Genomic DNA, 13,441 nt, shown 5'->3' on the forward strand with positions numbered 1-13,441 from the left:
CAAAAAAGATAGTAATATAGAATAAGGGTGTCATTTTAGATTTATTACAGAAAAATTTAAGAGAAAAGATTTTTTTGTTTTTTACGAAAGTATTATTTGTGAAAAATAAAAAAAATTTTCTTAATATTTAAATAAAAGAATAGCTTAATTTAAACGTTATAAGTTTATGAAGTAAAAAATGGCACAAAAAAAACACTATGTGGCATGTAAGTTGCTTATATAAATAGTAAGGAGGGACAATTAGAAATGAGGCAAAGAATAAAAAACTTAATTGAAAATGAAGATAAGAAAAATCCTTTAACAGATGAAGCAATTTCAAGTATGTTAAATATTCGAAGAGAAGATGTTACCTTTTTAAGAAATGAATTAAAAATAGAAGATTCTAGACAAAGAAGAAAAGTTGTTTTGATTAAAGCTATAAAAGATATTGTAAAAGAAGAAAAAAATATAAATAAAAATGATATAACAAGAAGATTAAATAGTATTGGATTTACTGTATCAAGATTTACAGTTATACAGTATTTAAAAGAAATCCAAGATTCTGGTGATTTAAAACATGATAAAGAAAATGATGATGAAAAAGAGGAACTAAATGCTAAAGAAGAAAAAATAGATGTGTCCTTTGATAAATTAATAGGAAGTACTGGAAGTTTAAGTACAATCGTCAAATTAGCTAAGGCAGCTATACTTTATCCTCCCCATGGGTTGCATACTATTATTATGGGTCCAACTGGTGTTGGAAAAAGCGAGTTAGCAGAGTGCATGTATAACTTTGCAGTAGAATCATCTAGATTTCCTAAAAATGCACCATTTATAGTTTTCAATGCAGCAGACTACTCAGAAAATCCACAACTTTTGTTATCTCAATTATTTGGTCATGTTAAGGGTGCTTTTACAGGAGCTGACGAAACTAAAGAAGGATTAGTATCAAAAGCAGATGGGGGTATATTGTTTATAGATGAAATACATAGATTGCCTTATGAAGGTCAAGAAATACTCTTTCAATTGATTGATAAAGGAATGGTTAGAAAATTAGGAGAAACAAAGCTTACAAATAAAATAAATGTAATGATTATTTCTGCAACTTCTGAGCCAATAGATTCTCATTTACTTAATACCTTTAAAAGACGTATACCTGTGACAATTGAAATCCCAGAATTAGTTGCAAGACCATTAAACGAAAGATTTGACATTATAAACAATTTTTTCTTGATAGAAGCCCAACGAATGGGAGCAAACATACACATAAAATCAGATGTCTTAAAAGCTCTTATGCTTTATGATTGTATAGGAAATGTAGGTCAGCTTAGAAGTGATATTCAAGTAGCTTGTGCTAGAGGACTATTAAATCAACTTACAAATAAACAAAAAGAAGTAACTATAAATATATCAGATGTACCTGGGTATGTGAAACAAGGTCTAATAAGGATAAGAAATTGTAGAGGAAAGATAGAAAATTATGTAGATGGAGATTTAATTATAGATTCAGACCTTCAAGTTGAGATAGAAAAGAAAAATGAAGATATATATACTTTCCCAGATGAAATATACAAGCTTACTGAAAGGAGACACATTGATTTATTAGAACAAGGTTTAGACTTTGATGTTATTAACAGGATTGTTGGAGGAGAATTAGAAAGCTGTATTCAGAAGTACATAAAACAAGTTAAGAAAGTTTCTATCACTGAGAATTTACCTGATATAAGTCCGATTGTTGGAAAATACATTGTAGAGTTAACTTGTGAAGTAATCAAAATAGCATCACAGTATCTTAATTCATTAGAACCAAATCTACACTTATGTCTAGCAATTCATTTAAAAGCAGCTTTTGAAAGATTAAAAGAAGGAAAAGTAATATCAAATGCTCATTTAAAAGAGATAATAGGAAACTATCCATTAGAGTATTCTGTAGCAGAAAAGGTAGCACAACATTTAAAGGAAAGATACAATATAAATTTGCCAAAAGAAGAAATAGGTATAATAGCAATATATTTTAAAATGAGTAGTAGAGGAGAAATTTCTGAACAAAAAAAGATAGGTGTACTTCTAATGGCTCATGGAAGAGTTGCGTCATCTGTATGTGAGGTTACCAATAAGTTATTAGGTATTAATCATGCAAGGTATTTGGATATGCCATTTGAGAAAAAGCCAGAAGAAATGATTGAAGAAGCTACTACTGTAATAAAAGATATTGATGAAGGAAGAGGAGTAATTATATTAGTTGATATGGGTTCCCTTTCGTACTTTGGAGATATTATCTCTGGAAAAACAGGGATTGATATAAGAACAATATCTAGATTTGATACATTACTCTGTATAGAAGTCATACGAAGAGCAGTTCTACCAGATTTAACAATAGATGAGATAGTTGATGAAGTTAAAAATATAGAGCCATTAGTAAAAGATAAAGTTAGCAAAGAGAACAACTCAAAAGTAGACAATAGAAAGCCTATAATTGTAACATTATGTATTACTGGATTAGGAGGAGCTTGCAAGATAAAGCAAAGTTTAGAGGAAAGCATTAAAGGGATAAATGAAAAGGTTGATATAGAGACTATTGGTATGATTGAATATCCAAGTCTTGATTTAGAGATAAAACAAATAAGTAATGAAAAAAATGTAATCGCAATAGTTGGAACAATTGACCCTCAGATACCAAACATCCCATTTTTTAGCCTAGTAGACATTAATGATAAAACAAAATTAAATCAAATAAATAACTTAATTGATACAAATCAAATTGCTAAAACAAATAAAAAATATGAATTATCTGATTTAATCCAAAAAGAAGACATATTTGTAGATTTAGAAATTAAATCAAAAGAAGAAGTACTTAAATACATGAGCAAAAAACTTAGAGAAAAAGGCTATGTATCAAAAAATTTCTATAAAAAAGTAGTGGAAAGAGATAATTTATTTCCAACTGAGTTGTCAGACGGAATAGCAATACCTCATACAGATGGAATTGATGTAATCAGACCAGCAATAAGCATAGCTATCTTAAAAAATCCTATTGTATGGAGTAAAAACAAAGTAAAAATAATACTTCTACTAGCTGTAGACCAGAAATGTTTTAATCCATTGAATACTCTACTTACATTTATAGAAACAGATGAATTTAAAAAAATTAAAAACATTAAAGATAGAGATTTTATTAGGGAGATGATATTAGATGGAGTCAATGCAAATAATCAGTAGTAATTTAATTTTTAAAGATATTGAGGTATCAAGTAATGAAGATGCTTTGAAGTTTTTAGGACAACGTTTGTTTGACGAACAATATGTAAAAGAAAGTTATATAGAAGCAGTTATAGCAAGAGAGAAAAAATATGCTACAGGACTGCCAACAGGAATCTATGGAGTAGCAATACCGCATACAGATATAGTCCATGTAAATGAACCAGGGATAGCTATTGGCATATTAAATAAACCTGTAAAATTCATAATGATGGGTACAGATGACACTGAAATTGATGTAAAGGTTATATTTATGCTGGCAGTTAAAGAGCCACAAGAGCAATTACAACTATTAGAAAGACTTATGACCATATTCCAAGATGAAAATATGTTAAATAATATTATTGATTTAAGAGAAGAAAGTTTAAGTAATTTATTAAATTATAAGTTGAATAATTAAACATACAAAAATAGTATTAAAAATATAAAAAGTTATCAAAGATTTCTAATTACAGATATCTTTAAAAATAAAATAATTTTAATGGGGGTGAATAATGTGGCTAAAAAAATATTAGTTGCATGTGGAACAGGAGTATGTACTTCAACAATTGCTATAAACAAGTTAAAGAAGGCATTAGAAGAAGCTGGTAAATTAGATAGGGTTAGTATTACACAATGTAAAGTAGTAGAGGTAGCTTCAAAAGCACCAGATTATGATTTAATAATCTGTACTACACAAATATCTAGTAGTATAAAAACACCTGTAATAAATGGTCTGCCTTTTTTAACTGGAGTAGGAATGGATAAATTAATCAAAGAAGTGCTTGAAAAATTAGAATTATAATTTGAATTTTTAAATGAAATAGTCTCTAAAATCTTGCGGTTTTAGAGACTGAAAATTAAATGAAGGAGGAAATTTAGATGGCGATATTAAATTTCATTGTTGGTTTGGGTGCACAAGTAATGATGCCAATAATAATATGTATTTTTGGCTTGATATTAGGTACAAAGCTTGGAAAATCTTTAAGAGCTGGTTTAACAGTAGGGGTTGGATTTATAGGTCTTAATACTATTATAGCTTTGTTAACAGATAACTTAGGTCCAGCTACACAACAAATGGTTAAGAACTTAGGATTAAGCCTATCCATAATAGATGTTGGATGGCCAGCAGCATCAGCTATAGCTTTTGCATCAACAGTGGGTGCTTTAATTATTCCAATAGGACTTGTAGTAAATATAGTTATGTTAATTACTAATACAACTCAAACTGTCGATGTAGATATATGGGATTACTGGCATTTTGCATTTACAGGAGCTTTGGTGGCAGGGGCTACGCAAAGTGTTATGTGGGGAGTATTTGCAGCAGTAGCAAATATGGTAATTGTTTTAGTAATGGCAGACTTAACAGCCCCAGGGATAGAAGAATACTTAGGGATGCCAGGTATATCTCTTCCTCATGGATTTACACAAGCATTTGTTCCAATTGCTATAGTTGTAAATAAAGTATTAGATTTGATTCCAGGGATAAATAAAATTGAAATAAATGCTGATACATTACAAAAAAAATTTGGCCTATTTGGAGAACCTTTAATAATGGGGTCTTTAATAGGGATAATAATTGGTATTGCAGCCAAGTATGACATAAAAGGTATATTGCAGTTAGGGATAACTATGGGAGCTGTTTTAATACTAATTCCCAAAATGGCGGCTTTATTAATGGAAGGTTTGTTGCCAGTATCAGAGGCAGCACAAGAATTTATTGAAAAGAGATTTAAAAATAGAGGTAAAATATACATCGGTTTAGATTCTGCAGTAGGAATAGGACACCCTGTTACATTGTCAGTTGCATTAGTACTAGTGCCTCTAACTATAGTTATAGCAGCTATATTACCAGGTAATAAAGTTTTACCATTTGCAGATTTAGCTGTAATACCATTTGCACTTGTTTTAATCGTTCCAATTACAAAAGGAAATGTATTTAGAACTTTAATAATAGGAATAGTTATTATTACTTCTGGGCTATTAATAGCAACTAATTTAGCACCACTATTTACTCAAATGGCTTTAAATGCAAGCTTTAAAATGCCTGAAGGAGCAACTATGATTTCAAGTATTTGTGATGGAGCAAATCCATTAAGCTGGGTATTTGTAAAAATTATGAATTACAAATTAATTGGAGGAATAATTTTGGCAGTTATAGCTTTAGGGATGGCTATCTATAATAGAAGTAGAATAATAAAGGAAAATAAAGTATTATCTACACAAGATGAAGCTTAAATGTAATTTTATTAAGGAGTGTATAAATTATGAAAAAATATATATATGATTCTAAAAGATATATAGTTAGTGTAACAATACCAGGGATTTTTATGATTTTAATATTGATTTATGCACTATTTAATAATTATATAAATCCTAGTATTAATATATATAGCTTGATGATAGTTATTTGTACTTATGGAATATTTAATACTTTTGTATCCTCAAGTAATCCTAACATGATTACTATGGACAATAAATATATATATTTTAGTTCATTTAATTCTATACATGAGTATGAAATTAAAGATATAAAAAAAATAAGAATAAGAGAATTTCATGACAAAAAAATGTATCTAAAAATTAATGATGGTAGTTTTATTAAGGGGAGATATTGGATAAAAACAAACATGTTTAATGACAATACAGAACTATATAATTATTTTATTGAATTAGAAGAATGTTTGCATCCAGAATCATTAAAATTTAGAAATAAAAGATTAAAGAGTAATGAACTATAAAAAATGAAAATTTCAAATTAAAATTGGCTTATGTTTAGTATAAAGAGATAAGTTTAAATATTATAAAGATTTTTTAGGATTTTCAATCAAAATAGCGGAAATAAAATCTTATTGTGTAAGATATATAACAGGAACATATAGAACTATGTTTCTAATAAATGGGAGGATTTAGCTAATGTTATTAGAAAATTTGAGAAAAGAGGTATTACAAGCGTCTTTAGACCTTCTAAACTATAATTTAGTTACATTGACAGGAGGAAATGTAAGTGGAAGAGATGAAGAAACTGGATATATAGCAATCACACCAAGTGGAATGGATTATAGAAATCTTACACCAAGTGATATTGTTTTAATAGACATAGATGGAAATACTGTAGATGGTAAATGGAAGGCATCAGTAGATTCACCAGACCACTTATATATATATAAACATAGAGATGATATAAATAGTATAATACATACACACTCTACATATTCAAGTTGCTTTGCAATTTTAAATGAGTCTATAGAGTGTGCAAGTACAACTCTTGCAAATGAGGTAGGAGGTTCAGTTCCAGTTGCAAAATTTTCACCACCAACATCTAATCAGATGGGAAAATGTGTTATTGATGTAATAGGTGATAGGAGAGCATGTCTTTTGGCAAATCATGGAGTGATTGCAGTTGGTCCATCTGTAAAGCATGCACTTACCGCAGCTGTAATGTTAGAAGATGCAGCAAAAGTATATTATTTAGCAAAATCAATTGGGACACCAGTATTATTACCAGATGAAGAAGTTCAAAGGGCTAGAAATGTATTTTTTAATGTGTATGGTCAGGATAAGTAAATTTAACAAAACTCTCAGAATAATAAAAAACACAGATGTTCAGTAATAGTAAGGAGTTGTATTATGTTATAATAGGTTTAATGATTTAGAAAGAAGAATTTAAAGTTAAATACTATATAAACTTATTTTAATTTAAAATAAATAGTAAGATAAAATATAAAAGGAGTCTGAATTTTTATGTATTACTTATTAAACAAAAACACCAATCCTTACTTTAATTTAGCTCTAGAAGAGTATCTATTTTTAAATGAGAAATATAATGATGATATCATAATCATATGGAGAAATGAAGAATCTATTTTTATAGGAAAAAATCAAAATCCATATCAGGAGATACATTATGATGTTATTGAAAATGGTGAAATTCCCATTTTAAGAAGAATATCTGGTGGAGGTACTGTGTATCATGACTTAGGAAATATCAATATGTCATTTATACAAAAAAATAGGAATCTTCATGAAATCGATTTTTTAGAACATACTAAATTTATGCAAAGTATGCTTTTATCATTGGGATTAAATGTATCTATAACAGAAAGAAAAGATTTATTTTTAAATGGTAAAAAAATTTCTGGTTCTGCACAATCTATAAAAAGGCAAAATTCTCTTTATCATGGAACTCTTCTTTATGATTCAGATTTAAATAAATTAACTAAGTATTTAAATTCAGATAAATCAACAGAATCAAAGGCAACTAAGTCTGTTTCAAGTAAAGTTACAAATATTAATTTTCTACTCAAAAAAGATATAAACTATTTTTTAGATTATTGTGTTGATTATATAAAAAATAATATAAAAAATATAAAAGAAATTGAATTAGACGATGATGATATCAAAAGTGTATGCAATCTGGTAGAAGATAAATATAAAAAAACAGAATGGATATATAATAAAACGCCTAAGTTTCAAATAGTTTTACCAATTGACAATAGAAGGAAAATCAATTTACATGTTAATAAATGGAAAATATCAAAATGTTTTATTTCTTGTATAGATGGTATAGTAAATATGGATAAATTGATAGAAGTAGATTTTGATAAACAAGAAATAAAAAACAATATTTTAGAAAATTATCCGAATTACATAGATTTAATTAATTTAATATTCTAATACAAAACCTCTAGATTGATAAACTTGTTTTATATCAATCTAGAGGTTTAAACATTTTTTATAGATATACAAACTGTTACAAAGTTGTAAAATAAAAAGATGAAGTTATTGAAAAATCAATATAATTTGCAACAGATGCACATATTTTAGGTTAGAAAATGGATATTACCTATTTATACAACTGAAAATTTAATATATAATTAATCAGATGGTTAAAATATAAAAACATTAAAAGTTTTAATAAATGATAGGTAAAAATAAAATACGAGGTGATACCATGTATAGTGTTATAATTGTTGCGGCAGGAAGTGGAAGGAGAATGAACTTAGACGTAAATAAGCAATTCATAAAATTAAGAGAAAAAGAAATCATAGCGCATACAATTCAAGTTTTTTACGAAAATATAAATATAGATGAAATTGTGGTATGTATAAAAAAAGAAGAGGAAGATTTTTTTAAGGAAAATATAATAAATAAATATAACTTTAAAAATATAAAAATAGCATATGGCGGAAAAGAAAGACAAGACTCAATATATAATGGATTAAAAAAACTAGATAAAAATTGTGATATAGTACTTATTCATGATGGAGCGAGACCTTTTGTAGACCACAGAATAATAAATGAATCTATAAAAATGGCTAAAGAAAAAAAGGCCGTAGTTGTAGGTGTACCAGTAAGTGATACTATAAAAATAGTATCTGATGGTACAGTACAAGAAACTCCAGAAAGAAGACTATTGTGGGCGGCACAAACCCCTCAAACTTTTGAATATAATCTTATAATAAATGCTTACGAACAAGCGTATAAGACTAACTATTATGGAACAGATGACTCAATGCTAGTAGAAAATATAGGGCAAAGTGTTACGATGGTAATGGGTTCTTATGAAAATATAAAAATAACGAGTCCAGAAGATTTAAATATAGCAGAACAAATATTAAACATGGAAAAAAGAGATGAAGTGAATAGTAGAAGGAGAATTATATGAGAATAGGATTGGGATATGATGTACACAAATTGGCAGAAGAAAGAAAACTTATAATTGGTGGAGTAGAGATACCACATGATAAGGGCTTACTAGGTCATTCTGATGCTGATGTATTGATACATGCAATAATGGATTCTATTTTGGGGGCACTAGCTTTAGGCGATATAGGTAAGCATTTCCCAGATACAGATAAAAAATATAAGGGAATAGATAGTATGAAATTACTAGAACATGTATATAATCTAATAACAAGCAAAGGGTATAAAATTGGAAATATAGATAGTACTATAATTGCTCAAAGTCCTAAGATGGCTCCCCACATTGAGAATATGAGAAAAAATATAGCAAAAGTTTTAAATACAGATATTGAAAACATAAATATAAAAGCAACTACAGAAGAAGGTCTTGGTTTTACAGGTGCAAAACAAGGAATAGCTTCACAAAGTATTTGTTTATTATTATTGACAAGTCAGAATAATTAATATATTATTAGTAATAAGTTTAATGGATATCAAATAATAGGCCTATATAGAATATCTATAATATGTGAATTTAAGTAAAATTAATATAAATATAAAATTAGCTATGATAAAGAAATAGTAAAATGATGAAATCTTCACAGAGAGAAAACAGAGGTGAGAGTTTTCAAGAGGAAGTCTTTGAACCTGTCTTTTAGCTTAAAGGTATAAAAATCTTTACGGTAGGAACCGTTACATTCCATAAAGAGAGCTATTTATATAGCTAACTAGAGTGGTACCGCGGAAATCAAACCTTTCGTCTCTATACTTGTATAGAGATGAGAGGTTTTTTATATTTTCAGGAAAACAATATTCAGGAGGAATTTATTAATGAAAATGTCTAAAATGTTTATGCCAACATTGAAGGAGATTCCAGCAGATGCTGAAATTACAAGCCATCAATTAATGGTAAGGTCAGGAATGATAAAAAAAATGACTTCAGGGGTTTATAATCAATTGCCAATGGGGTTAAGGGTATTTAAAAAAATTGAGCAAATAATTAGAGAAGAATTAAATAAAAAAGATTGTCAAGAAATACTATGTGCGGCTTTACTTCCATCAGAATTGTGGAAAGAATCTGGAAGATGGACTGCTATGGGTGCAGAAATGTTTAGGTTAAAAGATAGAACAGAAAGAGAGTACTGCCTTGGGCCAACACATGAAGAAGCTTTTACTGACATAATAAGACAAGAGATTACTTCATATAAACAATTACCACTTAATTTGTATCAAATACAAGTTAAGTATAGAGATGAGAGAAGACCAAGATTTGGTGTTATGAGAACTAAGACTTTTACAATGAAGGATGCATACAGTTTTGATGTAGATGAAGCAGGATTAGATAAATCATATCAAGATATGTTTGATGCATATGTAAGTATATTTGATAGATGTGGATTAGATAACAGTCCAGTTCAAGCAGATTCAGGAGCTATAGGAGGTTCTACATCAGCTGAATTTATGGTTAAATCAGAAGTTGGAGAAGATGAAGTTGTATTCTGTAGTGGATGTGATTATGCAGCTAATGTAGAAAGAGCAGAGTCTTGTAATGCAGTATCAGAAAAAGAAGAAATGAAGGAATTAGAAGAAGTTCATACACCAGGAGCAGCTACAATAAAAGAATTAGAAGAATTCCTAAATGCTTCTCCAGATAAATTTGCTAAGACTTTAGTATATGAAGCAGATGGGAAAACAGTTGTAGTTGTTGTAAGAGGAGATAGAGAGGTTAATGAAGTTAAAGTATCTAATGCAATAGGTTCTGTTATAGAATTTGCACTTGCTACAGACGACGTTGTAAGAAAAGTAACTAATGCAGAGGTTGGGTTTGCTGGACCAATAGGAGTAAATGCTGATTATGTCTTTATAGATAAAGAAATTGTTGAGCAAAGAAATATAGTTGTTGGAGCTAATAAGACTGAGTATCATATAAGAAATGCTAACTATGGAAGAGATTTTGAGGGTATAGTTGGAGACTTTAGAAATGTTCAAGAAGGTGACAAATGTATAGTATGTGGTAAACCTCTTGAAATAGCTAGAGGTGTTGAAGTAGGACATATATTTAAGTTAGGAACTAAATACTCAGAAGCTATGAATGCAAACTTTATTGATAGAGATGGTAAATCAAAACCTATAATAATGGGATGCTATGGTATAGGTGTAGAAAGAACAGCAGCAGCTATAATTGAGCAACATAATGATGAAAAAGGTATAATTTGGCCTTTATCAGTAGCTCCATATCATGTTGTGATAGTTCCAGCAAATATGAAAAATGAGGAACAAATGTCATTAGCTGAAAAGATATATAATGATTTACAAGATATGGGTGTAGAAGTCTTGTTAGACGATAGAGATGAAAGAATTGGTGTTAAATTCAATGATTCAGAATTAATAGGAATACCTATGAGAATTACAGTAGGTAAAAATATTGATGAAGGTAAAGTAGAATTTAAACTTAGATATGAAGAAGATAAAGAATTAATTAAAATAGAAGAAATAAGTGAAAAAGTAAAAGCAGAATTTATCAAAAACAATGTTAAGTTAGGATAATAATTTAAAGAAAGCTACTGTATAGATAATCAGAGTTGTACTTTATAAATGCCCTTTTATCTATATAAAAAGATAAAAGGGTGTTTTTGTATAAAAACATAATAAATGAGGAGGTAATTAAGATGGCAAAAAATGAAAAACAATTTGTTGAAGAAATAACAAAGATGGAAGATGATTTTCCACAATGGTATACAGATGTTATAACTAAGACTGATTTAGTTGATTATGCACCAGTAAAAGGATTTATGGTTGTAAAACCATATGGATATGCTTTATGGGAAAAAATGCAAGAATTTATGGATAAAAAATTCAAAGAAACTGGACATAAAAACTGTTATTTTCCATTATTGATACCAGAAAGTTTATTAAACAAAGAAGCAGAGCATGTTGAGGGGTTTGCTCCAGAAGTTGCATGGGTAACACATGGAGGAAATAAAAAACTAGAAGAAAGACTATGTGTAAGACCTACTTCAGAAACTATAATATGTACAATGTATGCTAAATGGCTAAAATCATATAGAGAGTTGCCATATCTTTATAATCAATGGTGTTCAGTTGTTAGATGGGAAAAATCAACTAGACCTTTCTTAAGAACATCTGAATTCTTATGGCAAGAAGGTCATACATTACATGAAACAGCAGAAGAAGCACAACAAGAAACAATACAACAATTAGAAATATATAAAGCTTTATGTGAAGAATTACTTGCAATGCCAGTTGTATCTGGTCAAAAAAGTGAAAGTGAAAAATTTGCAGGTGGTGAGAGAACATATACTATAGAAGCTATGATGCATGATGGGAAAGCATTACAATCAGGTACAAGTCACTTCTTAGGACAACACTTTACAAAAGCGTTTGATATTACTTTTGCAGATAGAGAAGGCAACTTAGCTAATCCATATCATACATCTTGGGGAGCATCTACAAGACTTATAGGTGGGCTTATAATGACTCATAGTGATAATAGAGGATTAGTATTACCACCAAGAGTAGCTCCAATACAAGTTGTTATAGTTCCTATAGCTGCTAAAAAAGGCAATGTAATGGAAACTGTTGATAAAATATATGCAGATTTAAAAGCTAAAGGAGTAACAGTAGAGGTTGATGATAGAGATAACTATACAACTGGATGGAAATTTAATGAGTGGGAAATGAAAGGTGTACCAATAAGAATTGAAATTGGACCAAAAGATATAGAAAATAATCAAGCTATGATATTTAGAAGAGATACTCTAGAAAAGAGTGCTATGCCTCTAGAAGGATTAGCTGATGCTGTATATGATTTATTTGATATTATACACAATGATATGTTTGAAAGAGCAAGAAAACATAGAGAAGATAACACATCTGTAGTTGAAAATATGGATGAATTTAGAACAGCTTTGGAAGAAAAACCAGGATTCATAAAAACTATGTGGTGTGGAGATGCTGAATGTGAGGCAAAGATTAAGGAAGAAACAGGAGCAACTATAAGATGCTTACCTTTTGAACAAGAAAACTTAGGTCACAAGTGTGTATATTGTGGAAAAGAAGCAGAGCATATGGTAGTAATGGCAAAAGCATACTAGAATCATATATTTAAATAAATGTAAAAACAAAAAACTGGGATGTAAAGTATTTAATACTTTACATCCCAGTTTTTTGTTTTTTACTATTCGGTTAAGATTAATAATAATTTTAATAGGTGATAATAATATGAATGAGAAGATTAAAAATTTTAAAAGTAAAACTTTATCTTTAAATGATGTTAAAGACGATTCTAATCGCAAGAAACATATACAAGAAGCATTTATGAATAGTTATAAATAATACCTTTAATTTTTGGAAAAATAAATGGATTAAAAGAAAGATTTATGAAATTAAATCTAGTATTTTCTGATATAATAAATATGTGTATTTTTGAATAAAAAGGATATTATTATTAAGTTTGATTAAAAATAAACTTGCAAAACAATGTACTAGTTTAATATTATAGTTATATTGAATAAAATAT

Annotated in this window: 11 protein-coding genes and 1 other annotated feature; all 11 genes read left to right on the forward strand. The window is 28.7% G+C overall.

Annotated elements, in window-relative coordinates:
- Positions 1–246 precede the first annotated feature (246 nt).
- The 11 genes from IC174_RS18275 to proS all read left to right on the forward strand — a co-directional run bounded on the left by IC174_RS18275 (position 247) and on the right by proS (position 13,016).
- Positions 247–3,198 (forward strand): sigma 54-interacting transcriptional regulator, encoded by a 2,952-nt coding sequence (locus IC174_RS18275; protein WP_227483624.1) that lies wholly within the window; start codon positions 247–249, stop codon positions 3,196–3,198.
- Positions 3,173–3,637: a PTS sugar transporter subunit IIA gene (locus tag IC174_RS18280; RefSeq protein WP_227483625.1), complete on the forward strand. Its 465-nt coding sequence runs from the start codon at positions 3,173–3,175 to the stop codon at positions 3,635–3,637. The genes IC174_RS18275 and IC174_RS18280 overlap by 26 nt, the downstream gene beginning before the upstream one ends.
- 81 nt (positions 3,638–3,718) lie before the next feature.
- Positions 3,719–4,021 carry a PTS sugar transporter subunit IIB gene (locus IC174_RS18285; protein WP_227437087.1) on the forward strand — a complete coding sequence of 101 codons (303 nt, stop codon included), beginning with the start codon at positions 3,719–3,721 and terminating at the stop codon, positions 4,019–4,021.
- A 77-nt stretch (positions 4,022–4,098) separates the two neighbouring features.
- Positions 4,099–5,454, forward strand: coding sequence for a PTS transporter subunit IIC (locus IC174_RS18290; RefSeq protein WP_227483626.1), 1,356 nt, complete (start codon positions 4,099–4,101; stop codon positions 5,452–5,454).
- Positions 5,455–5,483: 29 nt separating this feature from the next.
- Positions 5,484–5,957, forward strand: coding sequence for a hypothetical protein (locus IC174_RS18295; RefSeq protein WP_227437083.1), 474 nt, complete (start codon positions 5,484–5,486; stop codon positions 5,955–5,957).
- Positions 5,958–6,132: 175 nt separating this feature from the next.
- A complete protein-coding gene (locus IC174_RS18300) occupies positions 6,133–6,783 on the forward strand; it encodes a class II aldolase/adducin family protein (RefSeq protein ID WP_227483627.1) in 651 nt (216 codons plus the stop codon).
- A gap of 177 nt (positions 6,784–6,960) precedes the next feature.
- Positions 6,961–7,893 (forward strand): lipoate--protein ligase, encoded by a 933-nt coding sequence (locus IC174_RS18305; RefSeq protein ID WP_227483628.1) that lies wholly within the window; start codon positions 6,961–6,963, stop codon positions 7,891–7,893.
- 277 nt (positions 7,894–8,170) lie between these two features.
- A complete protein-coding gene (gene ispD, locus IC174_RS18310; protein WP_227437077.1) occupies positions 8,171–8,884 on the forward strand; it encodes a 2-C-methyl-D-erythritol 4-phosphate cytidylyltransferase in 714 nt (237 codons plus the stop codon).
- On the forward strand, positions 8,881–9,366 hold the full coding sequence (gene ispF / locus IC174_RS18315; protein WP_227437075.1) for a 2-C-methyl-D-erythritol 2,4-cyclodiphosphate synthase: 486 nt from the start codon (positions 8,881–8,883) through the stop codon (positions 9,364–9,366). The genes ispD and ispF overlap by 4 nt, the downstream gene beginning before the upstream one ends.
- Before the next feature lie 94 nt (positions 9,367–9,460).
- Positions 9,461–9,669, forward strand: a binding site (T-box leader).
- A gap of 63 nt (positions 9,670–9,732) precedes the next feature.
- The gene (locus IC174_RS18320) at positions 9,733–11,448 is read left to right on the forward strand and encodes a proline--tRNA ligase (protein WP_227437074.1); all 1,716 of its coding nucleotides are present in this window, start codon (positions 9,733–9,735) and stop codon (positions 11,446–11,448) included.
- Between the two features lie 122 nt (positions 11,449–11,570).
- Positions 11,571–13,016, forward strand: a complete 1,446-nt coding sequence (proS, locus tag IC174_RS18325; protein WP_227437072.1) for a proline--tRNA ligase — start codon at positions 11,571–11,573, stop codon at positions 13,014–13,016.
- Positions 13,017–13,441: the final 425 nt, after the last annotated feature.

Source organism: Clostridioides sp. ES-S-0001-03 (assembly GCF_020676075.1).
In the GTDB taxonomy this organism is placed as follows: domain Bacteria; phylum Bacillota; class Clostridia; order Peptostreptococcales; family Peptostreptococcaceae; genus Clostridioides.